The following is a 23,175-nucleotide window of genomic DNA, read 5'->3' on the forward strand; positions in this document are numbered from 1 at the left end:
CCCCTGTAACGCAAAACCCCGCTGACGAAAGTCAGCGGGGTTTTTTATTGCCCAGATTTCAGCTTCACTCCTACATCGGATTTGCGTTTCAGACGCTGACCGGTTGTGCCTGGACGACACCCTCGGTTTTCACCGCCGGGCGATACAGCACCCAGTAATACGAGCCCAGGCAAATCAGCCAGCAGAAAATCGCCGTCCACACGTTGTGCGAAAAGAAGTGCGCACCCTGCATCATCCGGCTGATCGAAAACACCGAACCCAGCGCAAAGGCAAAGATAAACGCCTGACGGGCCAGACGCGGACGGCGATCACGCAGGACAAAGAACAGCGCAAACAAGGTGAACCCCGTCGCCGCATGACCACCAGGCCAGCAACGGCCGGGTTTGTCGGTCTGTGGACGATGCTCCATCAGTTTGCTGTAGGTTTCATGGCCGCCGAATTGCTCCAGGCTCCATGGGCACTGCACCGCCGTCACGGCTTTGACCGGGGTGACGAACGAGGTCGCCAAGCCCAGCGACAGCACCAGACAACCCAGTTCGCGCTTGAACGGTTTCAGTCTGCCGACGAAGAACGAGCCGAGAAACCCCAGCACCGCAAACACCGAAAACGCGATCACCACCTGCTTGGCGCGATCGTGCAGGATGTCTTCCAGGAAAAAACTGTGGCGGCCAATGAAGTCGCCAGCCACCGGGTCATAGAACAACCGCGCCAGCACCATGTCCAGGTCGGTCATTTCCAGCAGAATCAGGCTTATCGCCGCGATGATTGGAATACCCAGATACAGCCACAGATTCAGCGGGCGAGGGGTAGGGCGTACAACACTTGATGACATGTCGGATCCTGAACAAAAGAAAACGCCCCGGGGCATCAGCCCGGGGCGTTTCGATTAACGTTCGCTGACTTGTGGAACACCCTCCTTGGGTGCTTTCCAGGCAAGCAGCTGTTGCTTGAAGCCATAACTGGCGGTTTGGTAATAGGTGATGGCGCGGCTGATCAACGGATCATCGCTGGAGGCCCGCGATTCGCGGCTCTCGGTCAGCGCATCGTCATGCCGACGCAAGCCTTGGCGCGGGCTGAGGATCGCCAGATCCTTGCCATCAAACAGGCCCAGATGCTGGTAGTTGCCGACCACGACGCGTGGTGGCAGCGGGTTGTCCTGCAGCAGGTTGCGACCGAAGAACGTCGACTCGTAATCCATGTTCAACAAGCCCAGCAGCGTCGGTGCCAGGTCGATCTGGCTCGCCAGTTGGCCATTCTCGCGAGGCTCGATCAGCTTCGGTGCATAAATGAACAGCGGAATCTGATAGTTGGCAATCGGCAAGTCTTCCTTACCGGCGCTGCCCGCCGTGTGATCGGCGACGAAGATGAAGATCGTGTTGTCGAACCACGGTTTTTGCCGCGCCTGGTCGAGGAACTGGCCAATCGCATAGTCGGTGTATTTCACCGCGCCATCGCGACCGTTACCGGATTTGATGTCGATCCGGTCGTCCGGGTAGGTGTAGGGACGATGGTTGGAGGTGGTCATCAACTGCAACAGAAACGGTTGCTGTTTGGCATAGTCGGCATCGGCCAGCTTCAGCGTCTGTTTGTACAGATCCTCGTCGGCCATGCCCCAGGCGTTCTTGAAGTGAATCTCGGTTTCATCAACGCTGCTCTGGTCGACCACCCGATAGCCGTTGCCACTGAAGAACGCGTTCATGTTGTCGAAGTAGCCGCGGCCACCGTAAACGAACACGCTGTCGTAACCCACCGCGCTGAGTTGCTGGCCAAGGCTGGCAAAACCGCTCTCGCGACCGATGCGCTTGACGATCGAACGCCCCGGGGTTGGTGGGATGGCCAGGGTGATGGCTTCCAGGCCGCGGTCGGTGCGGGTGCCGGTGGCGTAGAAATTGCTGAAATACAGACTCTGTTTACGCAGCGCATCCAGATGGGGCGTCAGGTCGCGTTTATCGCCGTTACTGCCCAGGTATTTGGCGCTGAGGCTTTCGATGGTGACCAGGACGATGTTGGGTGTGCGCGCAGTGCCGGGATTGTCGATCATCCGGCGAATGTCCTGTGGGTCCTGGCCGATGAAGCGCGCGTTGGGCTCGCTCAGTTCGGCGCGAATCTGTCGGGCGACCACCTCAGGCGTGTGGCTGCTGTAGAACTGCGTGTAATCCAGTTCGTTGTTCCGGAACGCGGCGAAGAACTGATACGGGCCATTGCTGGCCAATTCGTTCTGATAGGCATTGCCACCTTGCGCACGTGGCGCATCCTGGCTGAGCAGTTGCAGGCTCAGACCGGCAATAATCAACAGCCCCAAGGCATTGAGCAGGCGTCCACGCAGCGGCGGCAATGGCGCATTCAGCGCGGCATTGAACGGCTTGCGTAGGGCAAAACCGAGCGCGACGGCCAGCAACGCCAGAATACTCAGCAGCGTGCCGATCGGGTAAGACTCCAACACGTTGTTCAGCACTTCGTCGGAATACACCAGATAGTCGACCGCGATGAAGTTGAAGCGCACACCGAACTCGTCCCAGAACAGCCACTCGGCCACCGCCACGAACAGCATGGCGAACAGGCTGACGGTCAGCAGCCCTTGCAGAAACCAGCGATGGCCACGGCGGCGCCACAGGGCCGGCGGGCAGAGCAACAGGTACAGGCCCATCGGCAACGCCGCATAGGCAAGAAACCCCAAGTCATACAGCAAGCCGATGCCAAACAGCGAAAGCGTGCCACCGCCGGCCTCATCCAGATGAGTCAGCAGCAGAACGGTTCGAGTCAGGAGAAATACCAGCAGCCACACACCGGTGACCAGCAACAGAAGGCGCATGGGCGCCGTCTTGAAAAAGTCCATTGTCTACATTCCTTATATCTAATGGCGCGAGAGTCTCGCGTTGTCACTGTAGTCAGGTTGTGAACCAATAGTGAAAAACTCGTTAAGGTTTGAATTTGCTTGAGAGAGTTGATTTACGAGGCTTTCAGCCCTAGCTCTGAGCTGGCGATGGCCTTAAGCTGCGCGAGCCATGACGGCCGTTACTGTGTACGGAGGAGTGCCCATGCGAATTCTATTGGTTGAAGACAACCGCGATATCCTCGCCAATCTGGCCGATTACCTGGGTCTCAAAGGCTATACCGTCGATTGCGCCCAGGACGGTCTGTCGGGCCTGCACCTGGCCGCCACCGAGCATTACGACCTGATCGTGCTCGACATCATGTTGCCCGGCATCGATGGCTACACCCTGTGCAAACGTCTGCGTGAAGACGCTCGTCGGGACACGCCAGTGATCATGCTGACCGCTCGCGATCAACTGGACGATCGTCTCCAGGGTTTCAAGTCCGGGGCTGACGATTACCTGGTCAAACCCTTCGCCTTGTCCGAGTTGGCCGCGCGCGTCGAAGCAGTGATGCGTCGGACCCAGGGTGGCGGGCGCCGGGCGTTGCAGGTCGGTGATCTGAGCTATGACCTCGATACGCTCGAGGTTACCCGCGAAGGCAAACTGCTGAAGCTCAATCCGGTCGGCCTCAAGCTGCTGGCGGTGTTGATGCAGAAGAGCCCGCACGTCCTGCGGCGGGAAATTCTCGAAGAAGCGCTGTGGGGCGATGATTGCCCGGACAGCGACAGCCTGCGCAGCCACGTCCACCAATTGCGTCAGGTGATCGATAAACCGTTTGCCAAGCCATTGCTGCAAACCGTGCACGGCGTCGGTTATCGCTTGGCCGAGGGCCGCGATGGAGTTTAAGCAAAGCCTTTCCCAGCGGATCATCATTGCCTTTGCGCTGATGAGCGCGCTGGTCGCGGGGGCCTTTGCCATGGGCATCGTCGCGACCGTGCACCTGGTGGAAGAAAAACTGATTTCGGCGGGGCTGGGCGGCGATCTGCAACGGCTTCTGCTGATGGACAACGTTTCAGACTGGAGCCATCGCCCGGAACCCGACCAGCTGTTCTATTTCAGTGGCGGCCCGGGCGATTTCGAGCTGCCCAAGGACCTGCGTCACCTCGATGCGGGTTTCCATGAAGTGTTCCGCGAGCAGCTGTCGTATCACGCGATGGTCGAAGTCGTCGACGGTCGGCGTTATGTGCTGCTGCAGGATCAAAGCGATTTCGAAGAGCGCGAGCGGGTGCTGTTTGCCGTGGTACTGGTGGGCTTTGTGCTCAGCCTGGCCCTGGCGGTATTCCTCGGTTGGGTGCTGGCGCGCAAGGTAATGGCGCCGGTGGTGCGCCTGGCCCGGCAGGTTCGCCATCGCGATCAGTTGCTCGGTCTGGCGCCGCCGCTGGCACCGGATTACGCGGCAGACGAAGTGGGCGAACTGGCGGTGGCGTTCGATGCCACGCTGGGGCGTCTGCGTCAGGCGCTGACACGTGAAAGATTGTTCACCAGCGATGTCAGTCACGAGTTGCGCACGCCGTTGATGGTATTGGCCAGCTCCTGTGAGCTGCTGATGGAAAACCCGGCCATCGATCAGCGTGGGCGCAATCAGGTCGAGCGCATTGCCCGGGCCAGTGAGGAAATGCGCGAGCTGGTGCAGACCTTCCTGATGCTCGCCCGCTCTCAACGCGAAGATGCTGGTTCGGCGCCGCAACAGAATCTCGCCCAAGTCGCGGACAGCTTGTTGTGCGTGTGGCGTGAGCCGATCGAAAGCAAAGGGCTGACCTTGCAGTTCGAACCGGGAAATCCGCCGACCACGTGCTACAACGCAACGTTGTTGACGGCGGTGATGGGCAACCTGTTGCGCAACGCTTGTCACTACACCGAGAAGGGCTTCATTCGCCTGACACTCACGGCCAACGGCTTTGTGGTGGAAGACTCCGGTGTCGGCATTCCGGAAGAAAAACGCGAAGCCATGTTCGAGCCTTTCGTGCGTGGCAGCGAAAAGCGCGGCGAAGGCCTGGGGTTGGGATTGTCGCTGGTGCAGCGGATCTGCGAGAACCAGGGCTGGACCGTCAGCCTGAGCACGATGGAACCCAATGGCTGCCGCTTCGAGGTGGATCTGGGCAAAATCTGACGCACGGAGTGGCTCGATGCTACTCCCTCCTACCTGTCTAATTCCTGTATAACGCTGTAATAATTTGTCTGTTTACCGGACATTTTTTTCACAAATGGATGACCTGACGCTGACACGCCGCTCCTTAAGGTGGTGTCATCAGCAATTCAGGAGTCCAGGTGATGGCCGGTCCGATCAAACTCGATTTTTCCGAGAAGTACGACGATCAACACGCGCAGAAATACCTGCGCAAGCACAAAGAAAGCCTTGGACGGCGTCTCTCCCATTGGCGTGACGAACAGCTGGCCCGCAAGGCGCTGGCGTCGGTGGGTGAACCGGGACTGGTGCTGGATCTGCCTTGCGGTGCCGGGCGTTTCTGGCCCTTGTTGGGCGAAAAGGCCAACCGGGTGATTATCGGCGCGGACAATTCCGAGTCGATGATCAAGACGGCAATGCAGTCGCAACCGGCCGATGTGGTGAAACGGGTACAACCCTTGCACACCTCTGCCTTCGATATTGCCTTGCCTGACAACGCCGTCGACAGCATTTTCTGCATGCGTCTGCTCCACCACATCGGTGAAGCCGAGCATCGCCGGGCGATTCTGCGCGAATTCGAGCGCGTTACCCGGGACAGTGTGATCGTTTCGCTGTGGGTTGATGGCAATTTCAAAGCCTGGAAACGCCAGCGAGCCGAGCGCAACCGTGACAAACGCGAGTATCAGAATCGCTTTGTGTTACCGGCCGCTACGGTGGAAAAGGAGTTCGAGGAAGCAGGTTTTCGGATTCAGGAACAACTGGACTTTATTCCGCTCTACGCCATGTGGCGGGTTTACGTATTACGCAAGAGGTAACAGGATGGCAGTGCAATTTGCAGCAGAAACGGATGTCGCTCCGCAAGATCGCTTTGACTTTTACTGGAACCAGCGCGGCGAGTGGGTGGAAGAACCCAATGTTCGACGGGGCGGGGAAAGTGGCGTGCAAAGGGTCGTGGGGCGCGATGGTCAACTGCTGTATGCCAAGCGCCAGACCGGTCACATCTATCGCAGTTGGTTGCATCCTTTTGGCCGTCCTACTGTTTTGCGTGAACTTGATGCGCTGACCGGCGTGAGCAAGCTCGGTGTGCGTGTGCCGCAAATCGTTTTCTGCGGCGCTCAGCCTGATCCGCAGCACAAATGGCGCGCTCTGCTGGTCACCAAGTCCCTGGACGGTTTCCAGGAACTGGAACATTGGCTGGCGGCTGCCGGCGGTCGCGATCAGTGCGGTGATATGGTTTATGAGCGCGTGCTCAAGGACCTCGCCGAGAACCTGGCGCGCATGCACAAGGGCCGTTGGCAGCACAGCTGCATCTACATCAAACACGTGTTTGTGCGTGTGACGGGCGAAGGCGAGTCGGCCAAGGTCGAAGTCGCGTTGATCGATCTGGAGAAATGCCGCCAGCGTCTGACCGCCTATCGCGCCGCTTCCCACGACATGAAGCAATTGCGCCGCCACTCGTCGTTCCGCGACGCGGACTGGAAAAAACTCGTCTACTTTTATGAGACGGCGTTTGGCAGCGCTATCAAAGGTTTATAGCGATGAAACTAGAAATTGCACGAGGTTTGTTTTTGGTTGGAGCCTTGGCAGTTGCGTCATTGGCGGTGGCTGCCTGGGAGCAGCCCCGCATGCAGGTAGTGGGCTCGTCCGTAGACGACGCCCACTGCGCAGTCCCACGGGTGGCAAAAGCCTCCGTGGCGACCAAACCCGATCATGATCTGTTGTTGTTCATGTTCGGACTTTCTCAAGGGATGAGGCCGCAGAGTTGAACCGATTGAAGCCCACATAAAAGGCCTCGCAGTTGCGAGGCCTTTTTTTATGCAAGATCAAAAGATCGCAGCCTTCGGCAGCTCCTACATGGATCGGTGTAGGAGCTGCCGAAGGCTGCGATCTTTTGCTTTCAAGGCTTATCGGGTTTCGCCAGCAAGGTGTAAACGCACGGCAGCACAAACAGCGTAAACAACGTGCCAATCGACATCCCCGTGGCAATCACCATGCCGATATCAAAACGGCTGACCGCGCCGGCACCCGTGGCGAGAATCAACGGCACCATGCCAAACACCATCGCCGCCGTGGTCATCAATACCGGTCGTAAACGAATCGCTGCCGCTTCCTCAACGGCTTCACGCGCCGTCAGGCCTTTATCCTTGCGCAACTGGTTGGCGAACTCGACGATCAGAATCCCGTGTTTACTGATCAGCCCGATCAGCGTCACCAGCCCGACCTGGGTATAGATGTTCATGCTCGACCAGCCGAGGAACAGCGGTATCAGCGCGCCGCAGATCGACAACGGCACTGTCACCAGAATCACCAGCGGATCGCGGAAGCTTTCGAACTGCGCCGCCAGCACCAGAAAGATAATCGCCAGCGCCAGCGCGAAGGTTACCCACAGGGCACTGCCTTCCTGCACGAACTGGCGTGAGGCGCCGCCGTAGTCGAAAGCAAACCCGGCCGGTGCTTCCTCGCGGGCAATCTGCAACACGGTGTCGATAGCTTCACCCATGCTCACCAACGGGAAGCCGGAGATCTTTGCGGCGTTAAGTTGCTGGAACTGATTGAGCTGGCGCGGTCGTGCGCGGTCGCTGACCTTGATCAGCGTCGACAGCGGCAATAACTCGCCCTGAGTGTTTTTCACGTAGTAGTTGTTCAGCCAGTCCGGGTTATCGCGATAGGGGCGCTCGACCTGGGCAATGACCTTATAGCTGCGCCCATCAATGGTGAAGCGGTTGATTTCCGCCTCGCCCAACAGCGTCGCCAGCGTGCCGCCGAGATCCTGCATCGACACGCCCATCTGCGCTGCTTTGGCGCGGTCAATATCGACCACCACCTCGGGTTTGTCGAACGCCAGATCGAGATCGACGAAGGCGAACTTGCCCGACTCCATTGCACGTTTTTTGATCCGGTCTGCCACTTGCAGCAGTAGTTCATAGTCGTTGGCGGTGTTGACCACGAACTCGAACGGCAGGCCTTCACCGGTGCCGGGCAGGGAGGGCAGGTTGAAACCGAAAATCTGCAGGCCGGGGATGGCACCCAGTTTGCCTTGTACCTCGGGGAGGATTTGCATCTGCGTGCGACTGCGCTCATTCCACGGCTTGAGCAGGAAGCCGCCGATCCCCGCCTGTACACCGTTGTAGCCGTTGATCTGGAACGACGAGTAGTACTCCGGGAACTCCTTGAAGATTTTGATGAACTCGTCGGTGTAGGTGCTCAGGTAATCGAGGTTGGTTGGCTGCGGCGCAGTGGCCATCATGAAAATGATGCCCTGATCTTCGTCCGGGGCCAGTTCCGATTTGGTGAACTTGAGGAACACCGGGATCAGGCACAACACGATGACTGCGAACACGAGCACCACCGGCCGCGTGTTCAGCGTGCCGTGCAGCATGCTCTGATAGCGGCGCTTGAGGCCGTCAAAAATGCGGTCGAGGCGATGCGCGAGGCCGCTGGGATTTTCCTCGTGGCGCAGCAAAAACGCGCACATCATCGGCGACAGGGTCAGGGCGACAATCCCGGAGATCACCACGGCGCCGGCGAGGGTCAGCGCAAACTCCTTGAACAACGCTCCGGTCAGCCCGGTGAGGAAACCGATCGGCGCATACACCGCCGCCAGGGTGATGGTCATCGACACCACCGGCATGGCGATTTCCCGTGCGCCTTCCAGCGCCGCATCAAACGGCGTCTTGCCTTCCTCGATATGCCGGTGAATGTTTTCCACCACGACAATCGCATCGTCCACCACCAGACCGATGGCGAGCACCATCGCCAGCAGCGTCAGCAGGTTCATCGAGTAGCCCATCATCTGCATGAAGAACATCACGCCGATCATCGACAGCGGAATGGTCACCACCGGGATTAGCACTGAGCGCAATGCGCCGAGGAACAGGAACACCACGACGATGACGATCAGCACCGCCTCGAACAGGGTTTTTACCACTTCATCGATCGAGGCCTGAATGAACAGCGTGGCGTCGTAGGCGATCTCGCTTTTCAGGTTCGGCGGCAGTTGCGCTTCCAGCTCGGGCATCAGCTTGCGCACTTCCTTGATCACATCCAGCGGGTTGGCGCCCGGGGTGGCCTTGATGCCGATGTACACCGACGGCGTGCCGCCAAACGAGCTGATCGAATCGTAGTTTTCCGCGCCCATTTCCACCCGCGCGACATCACTCAGCAACACGCGGCTGTCGCCACTGACCTTGAGCGGAATCGCCGCGAAGGCTTCAGCGGATTTCAGTTCGGTGTTGGCGTTGATGCTGGTGACCACATACTCGCCTTTCACTTCGCCGGCGGCGGAGAGGAAGTTGTACTGGCGCACGGCGTTGGTCACATCGCTGGCGCTGAGGCCGAAACCGGCGAGTTTCACCGGGTCGAGCCACAAGCGCATGGCGAACACCTGATTGCCGAGAATCTCCGCCTCGGCCATGCCCGGCAAGGTCGCCAGTTTTGGCTGGATCACCCGTGACAGGTAGTCGGTGATTTGCGGGTTGCTCAAGTCCTTGCTGAAGAAACTGATGTACATCAGCGCCGACGCGTCGGCGGACTCCTTGCTCAGTACCGGGTCTTCGGCGTCCTGTGGCAGCTTGTTTTTCACCTCGTTGGCTTTGGCCAGCAGTTCGGTGAACAAACGGTCGGTGTTGGAGCCGATGCGCGCGTAGATCGAGATCACCGAGAAGTTCTGCCGGCTGACCGAAGTCATGTAGTCGATGCCCTCGGCGCTGGCGAGGCTCTGCTGCATCGGCTGGGTGATGTAGCCCTGAATGGTTTCGGCGTTGGCTCCGGGATAAGCGGTGGTCACCGTGATCAGGGCGTTTTCCATTTGCGGGTACTGGCGCAGCGGCAACTTGCTCCAGGCCTGAAAGCCCAGCAGCACAATCAACAGGCTGACCACGGTGGCGAGCACCGGGCGGCGGATGAACGGATCAGTAAAAGCCATGGGGATTCCTTGATCAGTCGGCGCGCGGCGGACTGTTCTGCTCGCCGAGGGTCTTGTCGTCGCTGATGGCGATGTGGGCACCGTTGTCCAGTTTGATCTGGCCAGCCGTCACTACTTGTTCGCCACTTTGCACGCCCTTTTTGATCATCACCAGGCCATCGCGGCGTTCACCGGTTTCGATGAAGCGGCGTTCGGCGATCAGCACCGGTTGGCCCTTGTCGTCCTTTTCGACGCTGCCGTCTTCGGCTTTCTTTTGCCCGACCACGTAGATCGAGTTGCCGTAGAGGGTGTAGGTGATCGCGCTCTCCGGCACGACAATGTGTTTCTGTGGATCCGGCAGCAATACCTCGAGGCTGGCGAACATGCCCGGGAGCAATTTGCCGTCGGGGTTGGCCAGCGTGGCGCGAACCAGAATGTTGCGCGTTGTGCTTTCGACGATCGGGTTGATCGCGCTGATCTTGCCGGCGAAGTTTTGCTTGGGATACGCGGCGACAGCGATCTGCACAGGCTGACCGATGGCCAGTTTCGGCACCGATTGTTCGGGCAGGTAGAAGTCGGCGTAGAGGCTGCTCAGATCTTGCAGCGTGGCGATTTTGCTGCCGCTGGCGAGGTAGTCGCCGACGTCGACCTGACGGATGCCGATGGTGCCGCTGAACGGTGCGAGGATGCGTTTTTTCGCCAGCGAAGCGTTGAGCTGATTGACCGTGGCCTTGTTCTTTTGCAGAACGGCAGAGAGCCGGTCGTACTCGCCTTTGGAGATGGCGCGGCTGTCGACCAGTTGCGCGCCACGACCGAAGTCCAGTTGCGCCAGCCCGAGATCAGCCTTGGCGGTTTCCAGCAGGGCGGTTTCGACGCCACTGTCGAGTTGCAGCAAGGGTTGCCCGGCCTTGACCTTCTGTCCGGACTCGAACTTGAGTTCGGTAACGGTGCCGGCGACTTCCAGGCTCAGCTCGACACCTTGCAGCGCCTTGAGAGAGCCGACGGTGGGCAAACGCATCTGCCACGGCTGCTCGGTGGCATTGGCCACGGCAACGCTGATCGGCGGTTTCGGCTTGGAAAAGCCCTGGATCATTGTGTAGATCGAAAAGGCTTTGTATCCGCCCAGCACCAGGACGATCAACAAAACAACACCCAACATGATCAGCATGCGGCGACGCAGCATATTTCCAGTTCCTTGGATAAATCAGGTGAGACAGGCGGGCACATTACTCCGAGTACAGGGGGGATTCCAACTGGCAGTTCTTACAGGGGGGCGCAAAAAGATCGCAGCCTGCGGCAGTTCCTGCAGAGGAGTGCATTCCAATGTAGGAGCTGCCGCAGACCGCGATCTTTTAAGGCAGTTTTACGCCATCAAATGCAGATGGTTGTCCCAGAGCCCCGTCGGTAATTCCAGTGGCTTGGCCAGCAGCTCATCCTGACGGCAATCGTAGTAACGGCAACGTCCTTGCCCGGAGGTCACGACAAAACCGTCCTTCACCGCACCCACACCCGCGCAATCGGGCAACGGCGCATCGAGGCGCACCTCGCCACTGTCCAGATCCCAGATAAAGAAGCGGTTGCCACGCGGCGCCGTCAGCGCAACCAGGCGCAAGTCGCTGTGCACCGCAACACTGGCGGTGTAATGCCCCATCGACTGCAACTGATGCTCCGGCACCGGGAACGCCACGAACGGCTGCCCCGGACGCTTGATCGCCAGCAACTCCGAACGCTCATGCGAGGCGCCCATGAACTGCTGACCGGCGACGATGGTGCCGTCGCTGGCGATGCCCAGATGGCGCACGCTGTTCATCTGCTGGGTGAGGGTTTCCTTGCTCAGCAACGTGCCGTCGCGCTGCATCAAGACCAGGCTCGGCTCCATGGCGTTGAGGTTCATGTCGACGCGGCTTTCTGCCTCGGTACGAATCCCGCCATTGGCCACCACCAGCGTTTCGCCATCGGGCATCCACGACACCTGATGCGGGCCGAGACCGTGGGTAGAAATCTCGCCGGTGTGCACCAGCCGTTCGCCTTCGAACTTGTATACACCGAGCAAACCACGGCCAGGATCGGTCGTGTCGTTCTCGGTGGCGTACAGGTATTCGCCGTCCTTGTGCACCACGGCGTGGCCGTAGAAGTGCCGGTTCGGCTGCGAGGTCACGGTCTGCAGCAACTTACCGTCGCGCAGGTCGATCAGGTAGCTTTCGGTGCCCGGACGACGGGCGACGAACAGCGCGATTGGCTGCGTCGGGTGGTTGATGATGTCGTGGCAACGCTGGCCGACTTCGGTGGCGAACACCCGCGTGCCATCCAGCCGATAGCCGACGGCGTAGTGCTTGCCGTCGGTGTCGTCGCGCGCCGACAGCAACAGCGGGCTCTGATCCTTGCGTTTGAACAGCGTCCAGCCGCCCAGCGTCACTGCTCCCAGCAGTGCACTACCTAAAGTCAGAACCTGACGTCGCAGCATGGCACTTGCCCTCATCAGTCACCGTCGTTGGCGTTGAAGCCCAGTTGGATGCCCAGCGCCTTGGCCAGTTCGCCTTCGTGCAGACGATGGACGACGTTGAGGCTGTCGTAGATGTCGTTCAGTTGCTGACGACCGGCGTCGTCTTCGAGCATTTCGCCGAGCGAACGCTGAGTGCTGTCGAACAGTTTCAGCGAAGCGGCGTAGGCTGCGTCGATCTTGTCGGCCAATGGCTTCTGATCGCTTGGCAGCAGGCTGCGCAGGCCTTTGTTGTCGACGCCTTCCCAGACGGTTTTGGCAGCGGCGAGGCTGGCTTCCAGTGCGGTCAGCGAGGACTGGCTGCGCCAGGCATCGGCCTGGAACGGTTGAGGCACGCCTTTGCTCTGACGGCCCATTGGCGTGCCGAGTTTTTTCTTCAGAGTGTCCAGCGCAGTGACTTGCACACGCAGCAGATCGGCGATCGCTTCGTGGGAGTCGGCGTAGCGCTGGTTGGGGAACTTGGTCATCTGCGCGAGCATGCCGTCAGTGTTGTTCCAGCCCTGCAGAATCTCTTCGGCCAGTTGCTTCTGTCGTTCGCCAATGGCGATCAGCAGTGGGCAGTACTTGGCTTTCTGCTCGGCGTTGGCCACGTCAGGCTTGGCGTCGAACAGGATGTACTCGTACGCCGACAGACCTTGAACGACTACGCTCGATTTGGCCAGGGCTGCGGCGTCGATCTGCGGCTGCGCGACGACCAATTGCTCGACCTGACGGCCGACGAGGTTCTTCTTGTCCGGCCAGAACTGTACTTGCCACGAACGGTTGCCCTCGGCCAGCGGGCCGATCAGCAGCGGTTGCAGCTCGGCCCAGGCTTTCTGTGCGTGCAGGAAGTCGGCGCGGGCGGTTTCCAGGGTTTCCTTGCCCTGGCAATAGGCGAGGGCGCTGACCGCCAGTTGCTTGTCGGCCTCGACCCAACGGGTGTAGGTCGGCAGGATCACCGATTTGGCGATGGCCGCCGACGTGACCGCTTGCGGATCCTGTGGCGAGCAGGCGCCGAGGGCGAGCGCGGCAAGGCTGGTGAACAGTAGCTTGGGACGGAACATGTCGGGCTCCCGATTCTTTTTCAGTGTTTAAAGTGAGTTCAAAAACGCCAGCAGCGCGGCACGCTGCTCAGCATTGAAAGACAAAACCTGTTGCTGCGCGGCTTGCGCTTCGCCGCCATGCCAGAGCACCGCTTCGAGCAGATTGCGCGCGCGACCGTCATGCAAAAACTGTGTGTGGCCGCTGACGGCTTGCGTCAGGCCGATCCCCCACAACGGCGGTGTGCGCCAGTCGCGGCCGGAAGCCTGGAATTCCGTACGGTTGTCGGCCAGACCGTCGCCCATGTCATGCAGCAACAGATCGCTGTACGGGCGAATCACTTGATTGGCCAGTTCAGGTTCGGCCGCGTTGGCGGCGGTGGTGTATTTCGGTGTATGACACGACTGGCAGCCGGCCTGGAAAAACAGGTTCTTGCCGGCCAGCACTTCTGCATCGTTGACGCCACGACGTGCCGGCACAGCGAGGTTACGGCTGTAGAACAGCACCAGACGCAGAATGTTATCGCTGACTTCCGGCTCGCCGTCCGGGCCATTGCCGTTCGGTGCCTGTTTGCAGGCAGTTTGCGCCTCGGTGCAGTCATCGAAGGGGCGCAGACTGGTGGTGAGGCCCATGTCACCGGAAAACGCGTGGACGTTCTGTTGATTGAGGTTCGGTTGCCCGGCCTTCCAGCCGAATCTGCCCATGACGGTCTTCTGCAACGCATCATCCCAGACCTGATTGGGACGGCCATTGATGCCTTTGTTGTCTTTGGCTTGCGCGGTGGCGTTGGCCAGAATCGCTTCTTCGGGGATCGCTTCGAGCAGGCCCAGACCAATCATCGGCGGGGCAACGCGGGCCGAGAAGCGCGTGTCCGGGTGCATCGGGCCGTAGCCCAGTTGGGTGATCTGCAACACTGGCTTGCGCAATTCGACTTCGGTGCCGTCCTTGAAACGCACGGGCACTGGCGTGTAATCGACGCGCACTTTGCCTTCCGGGGCGACGCCGGGCACGGCCATGTCCTGGAACTGGCCGCCGTAGACCGGCTCCGGCACTACGCCAGCCTGCTCGATGAGCCGGGCATATTCCGGCGCGTCGGGGATCGACAGCCTGACCAGCATCGACACCGCGTTGGCCGCATCCGGCGTCGGTGGGTGGCCGCGACCGTCCTTGATGTGGCAGTTCTGGCAGGCGTTGGTGTTGAACAACGGGCCGAGGCCATCGCGCGCCGTGGTGGTCGACGGTGCGATCACCCATGGGCTGCGGAAAAAGCTGTTGCCGACACTGAAGTCCACTCGCCGTGACGGTGGCAGGTTGGCCGAGGGCAGGGAGAATGCGTTCTGATCGGTCTTGCGCACAGTCGCTGCACCGCCCGAACGTGCTTCACCAGGCTCGGCTTTGGTGAAACGCGGGGCGTCATCGCAGGCACTCAGGCCCAGGGCCAGCAACAGTGCGGACAAGCGAAGAGGCAGCGAGGGCATCAGACATCCTGCGGACGGGCGAAAATAAAGGCGCAAAGTCTAACAGGGCGAAGGGGTTTGAATAAGAGGAATTATCGTTTGCTTGATACAGCGCAAATCTGAAGAGCAATGCAAAACCCTGTAGGAGCTGCCGAAGGCTGCGATCTTTTGATCTGTCTTTTTTAGAAGCAAAGTCAAAAGATCGCAGCCTTCGGCAGCTCCTACAGTGGGCCGTGTACGGCAGATATGAAAAAGGCGACCCGAAGGTCGCCTTTTTTTGAATCGGACGCAGTGATCAGAACTCGTGATCAGCGTTGTCCGGGTTCAGGTCGCTGATGCCCAGTTTGCCGGCAGCGGCTTCGATCGAACCGGTCTGCTTGACCAGCGAGGCGATGGCGTCGCGAACGATCTGGTTGCCCGCAGTGTTGCCGGCAGCGATCAGTTGGTCGTAGTGCTCACCCTTGTTGGCGTGATCGACCATGACCTGGATCTTCGCTTCGGTAGCGGCCAGATCGGCTTTCAGTGCGGTGTCGGCAGCCGGGTCAGCCTTGGCCACCAGCGACGACAGGCTGGCGCCGGTCATTTTGGTGCCGTCAACACGGGTGTACTCGCCCAGGTAAACGTTACGAATGCCTTTGGCATCGTAGAAGTGCGAGTTGTGGGTGTTGTCGCTGAAGCAATCCTGCTCGTCTTCAGGGGAGTTGGCTTCCAGGGAAACCTTCATACGCTCGCCCGCCAGTTCACCCAGGGACAGGCTGCCCATGCCGAAGAGCATTTTGCGCAGGCCGCTTTCGCCCGGCTCGGCTTCCAGGGTGGCACGGTAGTTGTCAGCCACGTTCGGCTTCCAGTTACCGACCATTTCTTCGAGGTCGCTGACCAGCAGTTGGGTCACGGACTTCAGGTAAGCACGACGACGATCGTTGTGACCGCCAGTGGCGCCGGCGCCTTCCAGGTAGTCGGAGGCCGGACGGTTGCCAGCGCCAGGGCCGGTGCCGTTGAGGTCCTGGCCCCACAGCAGGAATTCGATCGCGTGGTAGCCGGTGGCGACGTTGGCTTCGGAACCGCCCAGCTCGTTGAGGCTGGCGAGTTTTTCCGGAGTGATGTCTTTGACGTCGACCTTGTCTTCGCCGACCTGGACTTCGGTGTTGGCGATGATATTGGCGGTGGCGCCCGGGTTACCCAGTGCGTGCTCGTAGGATTTGTCGACGTAGTCGATCAGACCCTCGTCCAGTGGCCAGGCGTTAACCTGACCTTCCCAATCGTCGATGATGGTGTTGCCGAAGCGGAACACTTCGCTCTGCAAGTACGGAACGCGCGCGGCGACCCAGGCAGCCTTGGCGGCTTTCAGGGTGTCGGCGTTCGGCTTGGCGAGGAAGGCGTCGACGGCGGTCTGCAGGGTTTTCGCGGTGGATTCGGCATCGCTGTAAACGGCGAAGACCATGTCGGCGTAGTGCGCGACCACAGCCTTGGCGGCGGCTTCGTCGACTTTACCGGCAGCGGCAGGCGCCGCAGGTGCGCTGGTGCTGGCGGCTGGCGTCGGTGCGGCCGGAGCGGCGGCCTTGTCTTTGCCTTCGCCGCAACCGGCGAGGGAAATAGCGATGGCCAGCAGACTGGCGGTAGCCAGAGGCATACGAATCATGGCGAACATCCTGCTTCGGTAGTTGATTGGACTGGCGCGGGGGCGCGCAAAACTGCGACATAATGCAAATCTTTCGCATTATGTGTAAAGGGTTGTGGCTGGAAATATTTCTTATTTACGTCGGTGTGATGGCACAGATCAAAAGATCGCAGCCTCGTTGCACTCGACAGCTCCTACAGGGGAATGCGATTCATGTAGGAGCTGCCGCAGGCTGCGATCTTTGCTTTTAGAGAATTGCTGCGTTACTGCGTTGCGCCTGTTTGAGATAGGCGCCCAGTTCCCGGGCCGGCAGCGGTTTGCTGTAGTGGTAACCCTGACCTTCGTGGCAGCCTTCGGAGATGATGTAGCTTTCCTGTTCGGCGGTTTCCACGCCCTCGGCGATCACCTGCATGCCGAGGCTCTTGCCCAGTTGAATGATCGCGCGAACGATGGTCGCATCGTCGTCGTCATCGAGCAGGTCCTGAACGAAGCTCTTGTCGATCTTGATCTTGTCCAGCGGCAGGCTTTTCAGATAGCTCAGGGATGAATAGCCGGTGCCGAAGTCATCGATGGCGATCAATGCGCCAGAGCGGCGCAGGCTGAGCAAGTGCTGGGCGGCGGTGCTGATGTCTTCCATCAGGCCGGTTTCGGTGACCTCCAGTTCCAGACTGCGCGGTGGCAGGCGGTACATCTGCAGCAGGTTGTTGACCACTCGCGGTAGCTCGGCGTGGTGCAACTGAACCGTCGACAGGTTGACCGCCATGCGCAAGTCGACAAAGCCCTGATCGTGCCATTCGCGCAATTGCTTACAGGCCTGATCGAGCACCCATTCGCCAATGGCGATGATCGTGCCGTTCTGCTCCGCCAGCGGGATGAACAAGTCCGGCGGCACCAGACCGTGTTCCGGATGCTGCCAGCGAATCAGCGCTTCGACGCCGACCACGCGGTGATCGCGATAGCTGATCTGCGGTTGATAAACCAGATAGAACTGATCGCGCAACAGTGCATCGCGCAAGTCTTTTTCCAGCTCGCGACGACGGCGCATCTCGCTGTCGACGCTGGCGATATAGAACTGATAGCGGTTGCGTGAGCGGGTCTTGGCCAGGGTCATGGTCTGCTCGGCCTTCTGCAACAGCTTCTCGGTGCTGTCGCCGTCCTCCGGGAACAGGGTGATGCCAATGGTCGCGCGCAGGCGGATTTCCTGATGGTCGAGGGCGAACGGCGCCTCCAGATCATCAAGGATGCTTTGCGCCAGTTCGGCCGCTTCGTAAGGTTGCTCGATATCCGCTTGTACCAGTGCGAACTGGTCACCGCCGAGGCGGGCGAGGGCGCCGAGGCGGCCGCTGTGGGCGCGCAGACGATCGGCCAGGGCCAACAACAATTGGTCGCCGGTCTGGTAGCTGAATTGCTCGTTGATGCCTTTGAAATCATCCAGCCCCACGCACAACACCGCGACCCGGCGTTGCAGCTTGCCGGCGTCGACCAGAATCTTGTCCAGTTGCTGCTGGAGTTGCTGGCGATTCGGCAGGCCGGTGAGGAAGTCGTACTGGGCCATGCGCAGCAGGCTGTTTTCCGCTTCATGACGCAGATGGGTGTTGCGTTCGATCGATTCAAGCAACTGATTGGCGGTGTTGATCCAGATCCCCAGCTCGTTTTTTTCGTGGCCCTTGAGCTGCGGAATCTTGTGTTCGCTGGGGCGATCGGGGTTGATCTCGGTGAGGTGTTCGATGATCCGCGACAACGGCTTGGTCAACAGCCAGTGATAGACCAGATACAACACCAGGCCCATCGCCAGTGCGCGCAAAACTCCGGAAATAAAGATGATCACCGAACTGACGATAAAGCCCTCGCCATAGGTGGCGGTGTCGAGGGTAATGCTCAGGTCACCGTAGTACTCGCTGTACGGACCACGCCCTACCAGTTGCGTGGTGAAGGTGCGTTCCTGGCCGAGAATCAGGTCGGTCAGCCAGCGGCTGTTGGACTGCTGCAATTCGCGGGATTTCTGCGCGAGCATGGCTTCGTTGGGATGGCCGATAGAAGCCTGACGCACGGCATCGTCCTGGAACAGGCCTTCGATCACCTGCATACCCATTTCCCGGTCAAGGCTGTAAACCGCCTGGGTCGAGGGATCGCGGAACATGTCGAGGATGCGTTCGGCGTCGCCGGCAACGGCCTGGCGGGTTTTGTAAGCATCGAAAACGATCTGTGCGCAGCTCAAGACTACGCCGACGATCAATGCCGACAGGAGCACGACCCGGAGCAACTTCACCGACAAGCTGTTCTTGAGTTCCAGCTTCAAAGGGTTATTCCTTGTTCCGTGCGGGTAGCGTCAAGTTGCCATGAGTATTGGCAATCCCGAGTTGGCAGTCAAAGGGACAATCAGACCGGGGACGATTCGCCCATAGCCTTGGCCGAAATGCTGCTGTCTGGAGTATTAGCCCTAATTCGTACTATGTCGGTAGTTTCGCCCCTCAACTTGAGCGGTTCGCAGTATTTTTTCCTTTTTTTGATGTTAGCCCGCTGTGGCATGGCGGCAAGCAGCGCCAGACAGCTTTCAGCGTGAGAAAAACGCTATTGATCGTTTCCACGCTCCACGTGGGAATGCCTCCAGGGACGCTCTGCGTCCAGTGACGCGGAGCGTCTCGGTATGCATTCCCACACAGGAGCGTGGGAACGATCATCAAACGCCCATAAAAAAACCCGGCAAAAGCCGGGTTTTTTGACTGGCGCGCAGCTTACGCGGTGAAGGTTTTGCCTTCGAACTGCTCAGCAACGAACTTCCAGTTGACCAGGTTCCAGAACGCTTCGACATACTTCGGACGAACGTTGCGGTAGTCGATGTAGTAAGCGTGTTCCCAGACGTCGCAAGTCAGCAGCGGGGTGTCGCCGCTGGTCAGCGGGTTGCCGGCGCCGATGGTGCTGGCCAGAGCCAGGGAACCGTCAGCCTTTTTCACCAGCCAGCCCCAGCCGGAACCGAAGGTGCCGATCGAGGTTTTGCTGAATTCTTCCTTGAACTTGTCGAACGAACCGAAAGCAGCATTGATGGCTTCAGCCAGCGCGCCGGTTGGTTGACCGCCGGCGTTTGGCGCCAGGCAGTTCCAGTAGAAAGTGTGGTTCCAGACCTGAGCGGCGTTGTTGAAGATACCGCCCGAGGAAGTCTTGACGATTTCTTCCAGGGTCTTGCCTTCGAACTCGGTGCCTGGCACCAGGTTGTTCAGGTTCACGACATAGGTGTTGTGGTGCTTGTCGTGGTGGTATTCCAGGGTTTCCTTGGAAATGTGCGGCTGCAGGGCATCGTGTGCGTAAGGCAGCGGCGGCAATTCGAAAGCCATGATGATTCTCCTAATCAGGTCTGTTGCGGTGAGCGCAAGGCCGATCACGGGCGGCCAGAAATGCACCGGCGAGTTTTTACTCTTTGCGGCGCAGGGTTTCGATCATAGCACCGGGGTTGCGCCATAACCACGCAACAACTGTGTGGGATAGAGGTTCCAGAGCCTTTTGGAATAAATCAGGATGCCAATATCAATTGCCCCGCGACCGTGAACATCATCAACGCCACCACCAGATCAAGGATCCGCCAGGTACTCGGCCGGGCCAGCCAGGGCGCCAACCACGCTGCGCCCAATGCCAAGGTGAAAAACCACAACAGCGAAGCACTCGCCGCCCCGACGACATAAGCCCCTGGCACCGATTGTTGCGCGCCGAGCGAGCCGATCAACAACACCGTATCCAGGTAAACGTGCGGATTGAGCAGCGTCACCGCCAAAGCGCTGAGCATCACCGCCCGCAGGGAGCGCACGGTCTGGTTCTCGCCCTGACCCAGGCTCTGTTTCGAACAGGCCCGGCGTAGCGCCTGGCTGCCGTACCAAATCAGAAACGTCGCGCCGCCCCAACGGGCAATGGCGAGCAGCGTCGGGTTCTGCGCCAGAATCGTCGCCAGGCCGAATACCCCAGCCGCCACGAGCAGTGCATCGCAGATCACGCACAACGCCGCCACGGGCAGGTGATGTTCACGACGCAGGCTCTGCGCCAATACAAAAGCGTTCTGCGTGCCGATCGCCATGATCAGCCCGAACGCCACCAGCAGGCCGTTCACATAGCTTTGCCACATAACAATTACTCCGCGTTGGCTGCGAGATCGCGCAGCACTTGCATGGCGCGTTCGGCGTCGGCCTGGCCGACGAACAAATGGTCGTGGTAGTAACCGGCGATCACGTTGCAACTGATCCCGGCCTTGCCCAGTGCCGTGGCGAATGCGGCGGTGAGGCCCACGGCTTCCAGCGCCGAGTGCACGTTGAGGGTGATCCACGCGGCGACGTAGTCGAAACTGAAACCGGCCTGTTCAGCTTGGGAGCGTTCGAGAATCACGGTCAGGCCTTCCTGTTCGCGGAAGCTGCCGACGATCTCCAGATCCCTCGGTAACACGCCGTCGGGCAGGGTGCAGAATACGTATTCGCCGGCGTTCAGTTGCGGGCTCATGCTGCGCAACAAGGTTGTAAGTGAGGTTTCGCCAGCCATTGCAGTGATCCTTGATAAAGAGTGCTTGCTGGCTATTCTCCGGGCGAAACCTGTATAAGAAAAACCAATAGTGCTGATCGCTCATTAGGAAAACTGATGTTCGACTACAAATTGCTATCTGCTCTGGCCGCCGTGGTCGAGCAGGCCGGCTTCGAACGGGCCGCGCAGGTGCTGGGTTTGTCGCAATCGGCGATTTCGCAGCGGATCAAACTGCTCGAAGCGCGGGTCGGCCAGCCGGTGTTGATTCGCGGCACGCCACCGTCGCCGACCGAAATAGGCCGGCGTCTGCTCAACCATGTGCAACAGGTGCGTCTGCTTGAGCGCGACTTGCAGACTCTCGTGCCCGCGCTGGACGAAGAGGGCCTGCCTGAGCGTCTGCGCATCGCGTTGAATGCCGACAGCCTCGCCACGTGGTGGGCCGAAGCAGTGGGGGATTTCTGCGCCGAACAACATTTGCTGCTCGATCTGGTTGTTGAAGACCAGACCGTCGGCCTCAAACGCATGCGCGCCGGTGAAGTGGCCGCGTGCCTTTGTGCCAGTGAACGACCGGTAGCCGGCGCGCGCAGTGTCTTGCTGGGTGCGATGCGTTATCGCGCGCTGGCCAGCCCGGCGTTCATCGCACGGCATTTCCCCGACGGCGTGCGCGCCGAGCAACTGCCACGCACGCCGGCGCTGGTGTTCGGCCCGGACGACTTTCTCCAGCATCGTTATCTCGCCTCGTTGGGCGTCGACGGCGGTTTCGAGCACCATCTGTGCCCGTCCTCGGAAGGTTTTATCCGCCTGACCGAAGCCGGTCTCGGTTGGGGACTGGTGCCGGAACTGCAAGTTCGCGATCAGTTGCAACGCGGGGTGTTGTGCGAGTTGTTGCCAGATAAACCGATCGATGTGCCGTTGTACTGGCATCATTGGCGCAATGGCGGTCAGCTTCTAGGCTTGCTGACCGAGCAATTGGTGCGTTCATCGGCGCAATGGCTAGTGCCTTTAAAACAGCCATAAGCGTCAAGCTGCGAGCGGCAAGTTGTGGGCTTGCGCACCGTTTTTACTTGCAGATGGAGGCTTGATGCTTGCAGCTGCTTTTTGTTGGAGTTTTGCATGAAAATTCTGGTCACCGGCGCAAGCGGCTTCATTGGCGGACGCTTTGCGCGTTTCGCCCTGGAGCAGGGCCTGGACGTGCGGGTCAACGGTCGCCGGGCCGAGAGCGTCGAACATCTGGTGCGCCGTGGCGCCGAATTTGTCCCCGGCGACCTGACCGATCCCGATCTGGTCCGCGAGCTGTGTTCCGAAGTTGAAGCCGTGGTGCATTGCGCGGGCGCCGTCGGGCTGTGGGGGCGCTATCAGGACTTTCATCAGGGCAACGTGCAGGTTACCGAAAACGTCGTCGAAGCCTGCCTGAAGCAGCGCGTCCGGCGCTTGGTGCATCTATCATCGCCATCGATCTATTTCGATGGCCATGATCATTTCAACCTGACGGAAGAGCAAGTACCCAAGCGCTTTAAGCATCACTACGCCGCGACCAAATATCTGGCCGAGCAAAAGATCTTCGGCGCGCAGGAATTCGGCCTGGAAACCATTGCCCTGCGCCCGCGTTTCGTCACCGGCGCCGGTGATATGAGCATCTTCCCGCGCCTGCTTAATATGCAGCGCAAGGGCCGCCTGGCGATCATCGGCAATGGCCTGAACAAAGTCGATTTCACCAGCGTGCAGAACCTCAACGAAGCGATGCTCAGCAGTTTGCTGGCCGCCGGTTCCGCGCTGGGCAAGGCCTACAACATCAGCAATGGTGCGCCGGTACCGTTGTGGGATGTGGTCAATTACGTGATGCGCAAGATGGAAGTGCCACAGGTCACCAAATACCGCTCGTATGGTCTGGCCTACAGCGTCGCGGCGCTCAACGAAGGTGCATGCAAGCTCTGGCCCGGGCGTCCGGAGCCAACCCTGTCGCGGCTCGGCATGCAGGTAATGAAAAAAAATTTCACCCTCGACATCAGCCGCGCCCGGCATTATCTGGACTACGATCCGAAAGTCAGCCTGTGGTCGGCGCTGGATGAGTTCTGCGGCTGGTGGAAAGCTCAGGACATCCGTTGAAACGATTCGGCCGGGCGGCAATGAACCGTGTAGCCGCTTGGGGGTCAATCCCTGCGGCTGCGGCGGTTATACT

19 protein-coding genes are annotated in these 23,175 nt (G+C 59.7%); 7 read left to right on the forward strand and 12 right to left on the reverse strand.

Features of this window, described 5'->3' with window-relative positions; translation table 11 throughout:
• Window positions 1-88: 88 nt before the first annotated feature.
• Both H8F23_RS04570 and H8F23_RS04575 read right to left on the reverse strand, forming a co-directional pair.
• A complete protein-coding gene (locus H8F23_RS04570) occupies window positions 89-832 on the reverse strand; it encodes a phosphatase PAP2 family protein (RefSeq protein WP_194933561.1) in 744 nt (247 codons plus the stop codon).
• A gap of 54 nt (window positions 833-886) precedes the next feature.
• Window positions 887-2,836 (reverse strand): LTA synthase family protein, encoded by a 1,950-nt coding sequence (locus H8F23_RS04575; RefSeq protein WP_194933562.1) that lies wholly within the window; start codon window positions 2,834-2,836, stop codon window positions 887-889.
• A 202-nt stretch (window positions 2,837-3,038) separates the two neighbouring features.
• Between H8F23_RS04575 and colR the strand changes: the two genes are divergently transcribed.
• The 5 genes from colR to H8F23_RS04600 all read left to right on the forward strand — a co-directional run bounded on the left by colR (window position 3,039) and on the right by H8F23_RS04600 (window position 6,767).
• Window positions 3,039-3,722: a two-component system response regulator ColR gene (gene colR / locus H8F23_RS04580; protein WP_041068401.1), complete on the forward strand. Its 684-nt coding sequence runs from the start codon at window positions 3,039-3,041 to the stop codon at window positions 3,720-3,722.
• Window positions 3,712-4,986: a sensor histidine kinase gene (locus tag H8F23_RS04585; RefSeq protein ID WP_194933563.1), complete on the forward strand. Its 1,275-nt coding sequence runs from the start codon at window positions 3,712-3,714 to the stop codon at window positions 4,984-4,986. The genes colR and H8F23_RS04585 overlap by 11 nt, the downstream gene beginning before the upstream one ends.
• 161 nt (window positions 4,987-5,147) lie before the next feature.
• Window positions 5,148-5,816, forward strand: coding sequence for a class I SAM-dependent methyltransferase (locus H8F23_RS04590; protein WP_093430559.1), 669 nt, complete (start codon window positions 5,148-5,150; stop codon window positions 5,814-5,816).
• Between the two features lie 4 nt (window positions 5,817-5,820).
• Entirely contained in the window at window positions 5,821-6,537 is a 717-nt protein-coding gene (locus tag H8F23_RS04595) for a lipopolysaccharide kinase InaA family protein (RefSeq protein WP_194933564.1), read from the forward strand.
• Window positions 6,538-6,539: 2 nt separating this feature from the next.
• Window positions 6,540-6,767 (forward strand): hypothetical protein, encoded by a 228-nt coding sequence (locus tag H8F23_RS04600; protein ID WP_093430557.1) that lies wholly within the window; start codon window positions 6,540-6,542, stop codon window positions 6,765-6,767.
• A gap of 131 nt (window positions 6,768-6,898) precedes the next feature.
• Here the strand turns inward: H8F23_RS04600 and H8F23_RS04605 are convergent, their stop codons facing one another.
• From H8F23_RS04605 to H8F23_RS04650, 10 genes are all read right to left on the reverse strand, one after another.
• Complete coding sequence (locus H8F23_RS04605) at window positions 6,899-9,925, reverse strand: multidrug efflux RND transporter permease subunit (protein ID WP_194933565.1); 3,027 nt, start codon at window positions 9,923-9,925, stop codon at window positions 6,899-6,901.
• Between the two features lie 13 nt (window positions 9,926-9,938).
• Window positions 9,939-11,087: an efflux RND transporter periplasmic adaptor subunit gene (locus tag H8F23_RS04610; protein ID WP_194933566.1), complete on the reverse strand. Its 1,149-nt coding sequence runs from the start codon at window positions 11,085-11,087 to the stop codon at window positions 9,939-9,941.
• Between the two features lie 180 nt (window positions 11,088-11,267).
• Window positions 11,268-12,368, reverse strand: a complete 1,101-nt coding sequence (locus tag H8F23_RS04615) for a DUF1513 domain-containing protein (protein ID WP_194933567.1) — start codon at window positions 12,366-12,368, stop codon at window positions 11,268-11,270.
• A gap of 14 nt (window positions 12,369-12,382) precedes the next feature.
• The gene (locus H8F23_RS04620) at window positions 12,383-13,447 is read right to left on the reverse strand and encodes an imelysin family protein (RefSeq protein WP_099757042.1); all 1,065 of its coding nucleotides are present in this window, start codon (window positions 13,445-13,447) and stop codon (window positions 12,383-12,385) included.
• A gap of 27 nt (window positions 13,448-13,474) precedes the next feature.
• Window positions 13,475-14,902, reverse strand: a complete 1,428-nt coding sequence (locus H8F23_RS04625; protein ID WP_194933568.1) for a di-heme oxidoreductase family protein — start codon at window positions 14,900-14,902, stop codon at window positions 13,475-13,477.
• Between the two features lie 274 nt (window positions 14,903-15,176).
• Window positions 15,177-16,520, reverse strand: coding sequence for an imelysin family protein (locus H8F23_RS04630; protein WP_194933569.1), 1,344 nt, complete (start codon window positions 16,518-16,520; stop codon window positions 15,177-15,179).
• 226 nt (window positions 16,521-16,746) lie between these two features.
• Window positions 16,747-18,798 (reverse strand): putative bifunctional diguanylate cyclase/phosphodiesterase, encoded by a 2,052-nt coding sequence (locus H8F23_RS04635; protein ID WP_095048267.1) that lies wholly within the window; start codon window positions 18,796-18,798, stop codon window positions 16,747-16,749.
• A 436-nt stretch (window positions 18,799-19,234) separates the two neighbouring features.
• Window positions 19,235-19,831, reverse strand: coding sequence for a superoxide dismutase (locus tag H8F23_RS04640; protein ID WP_007918933.1), 597 nt, complete (start codon window positions 19,829-19,831; stop codon window positions 19,235-19,237).
• Between the two features lie 176 nt (window positions 19,832-20,007).
• Window positions 20,008-20,610 carry a LysE/ArgO family amino acid transporter gene (locus H8F23_RS04645; protein ID WP_194933570.1) on the reverse strand — a complete coding sequence of 201 codons (603 nt, stop codon included), beginning with the start codon at window positions 20,608-20,610 and terminating at the stop codon, window positions 20,008-20,010.
• 5 nt (window positions 20,611-20,615) lie between these two features.
• Window positions 20,616-21,017, reverse strand: a complete 402-nt coding sequence (locus H8F23_RS04650) for an ACT domain-containing protein (RefSeq protein ID WP_186622841.1) — start codon at window positions 21,015-21,017, stop codon at window positions 20,616-20,618.
• Between the two features lie 96 nt (window positions 21,018-21,113).
• On the opposite strand from H8F23_RS04650, the gene H8F23_RS04655 reads away from it, so the two are divergent.
• Window positions 21,114-22,013 (forward strand): LysR family transcriptional regulator ArgP, encoded by a 900-nt coding sequence (locus H8F23_RS04655; protein WP_194933571.1) that lies wholly within the window; start codon window positions 21,114-21,116, stop codon window positions 22,011-22,013.
• A gap of 96 nt (window positions 22,014-22,109) precedes the next feature.
• A complete protein-coding gene (locus tag H8F23_RS04660; protein ID WP_194933572.1) occupies window positions 22,110-23,102 on the forward strand; it encodes an NAD-dependent epimerase/dehydratase family protein in 993 nt (330 codons plus the stop codon).
• Window positions 23,103-23,175: the final 73 nt, after the last annotated feature.

Origin of the sequence: Pseudomonas neuropathica (assembly GCF_015461835.1) — a bacterium.
Taxonomy (GTDB): Bacteria; Pseudomonadota; Gammaproteobacteria; order Pseudomonadales; family Pseudomonadaceae; genus Aquipseudomonas; species Aquipseudomonas neuropathica.

What these genes read in the sequence shown, in the direction of transcription:
- H8F23_RS04570 (WP_194933561.1), bottom strand. Translation starts at nt 832, where the DNA reads ATGTCATCAAGTGTTGTACGCCCTACCCCTCGCCCGCTGAATCTGTGG.
- H8F23_RS04575 (WP_194933562.1), bottom strand. Translation starts at nt 2,836, where the DNA reads ATGGACTTTTTCAAGACGGCGCCCATGCGCCTTCTGTTGCTGGTCACC.
- colR (WP_041068401.1), top strand. Translation starts at nt 3,039, where the DNA reads ATGCGAATTCTATTGGTTGAAGACAACCGCGATATCCTCGCCAATCTG.
- H8F23_RS04585 (WP_194933563.1), top strand. Translation starts at nt 3,712, where the DNA reads ATGGAGTTTAAGCAAAGCCTTTCCCAGCGGATCATCATTGCCTTTGCG.
- H8F23_RS04590 (WP_093430559.1), top strand. Translation starts at nt 5,148, where the DNA reads ATGGCCGGTCCGATCAAACTCGATTTTTCCGAGAAGTACGACGATCAA.
- H8F23_RS04595 (WP_194933564.1), top strand. Translation starts at nt 5,821, where the DNA reads ATGGCAGTGCAATTTGCAGCAGAAACGGATGTCGCTCCGCAAGATCGC.
- H8F23_RS04600 (WP_093430557.1), top strand. Translation starts at nt 6,540, where the DNA reads ATGAAACTAGAAATTGCACGAGGTTTGTTTTTGGTTGGAGCCTTGGCA.
- H8F23_RS04605 (WP_194933565.1), bottom strand. Translation starts at nt 9,925, where the DNA reads ATGGCTTTTACTGATCCGTTCATCCGCCGCCCGGTGCTCGCCACCGTG.
- H8F23_RS04610 (WP_194933566.1), bottom strand. Translation starts at nt 11,087, where the DNA reads ATGCTGCGTCGCCGCATGCTGATCATGTTGGGTGTTGTTTTGTTGATC.
- H8F23_RS04615 (WP_194933567.1), bottom strand. Translation starts at nt 12,368, where the DNA reads ATGCTGCGACGTCAGGTTCTGACTTTAGGTAGTGCACTGCTGGGAGCA.
- H8F23_RS04620 (WP_099757042.1), bottom strand. Translation starts at nt 13,447, where the DNA reads ATGTTCCGTCCCAAGCTACTGTTCACCAGCCTTGCCGCGCTCGCCCTC.
- H8F23_RS04625 (WP_194933568.1), bottom strand. Translation starts at nt 14,902, where the DNA reads ATGCCCTCGCTGCCTCTTCGCTTGTCCGCACTGTTGCTGGCCCTGGGC.
- H8F23_RS04630 (WP_194933569.1), bottom strand. Translation starts at nt 16,520, where the DNA reads ATGATTCGTATGCCTCTGGCTACCGCCAGTCTGCTGGCCATCGCTATT.
- H8F23_RS04640 (WP_007918933.1), bottom strand. Translation starts at nt 19,831, where the DNA reads ATGGCTTTCGAATTGCCGCCGCTGCCTTACGCACACGATGCCCTGCAG.
- H8F23_RS04645 (WP_194933570.1), bottom strand. Translation starts at nt 20,610, where the DNA reads ATGTGGCAAAGCTATGTGAACGGCCTGCTGGTGGCGTTCGGGCTGATC.
- H8F23_RS04650 (WP_186622841.1), bottom strand. Translation starts at nt 21,017, where the DNA reads ATGGCTGGCGAAACCTCACTTACAACCTTGTTGCGCAGCATGAGCCCG.
- H8F23_RS04655 (WP_194933571.1), top strand. Translation starts at nt 21,114, where the DNA reads ATGTTCGACTACAAATTGCTATCTGCTCTGGCCGCCGTGGTCGAGCAG.
- H8F23_RS04660 (WP_194933572.1), top strand. Translation starts at nt 22,110, where the DNA reads ATGAAAATTCTGGTCACCGGCGCAAGCGGCTTCATTGGCGGACGCTTT.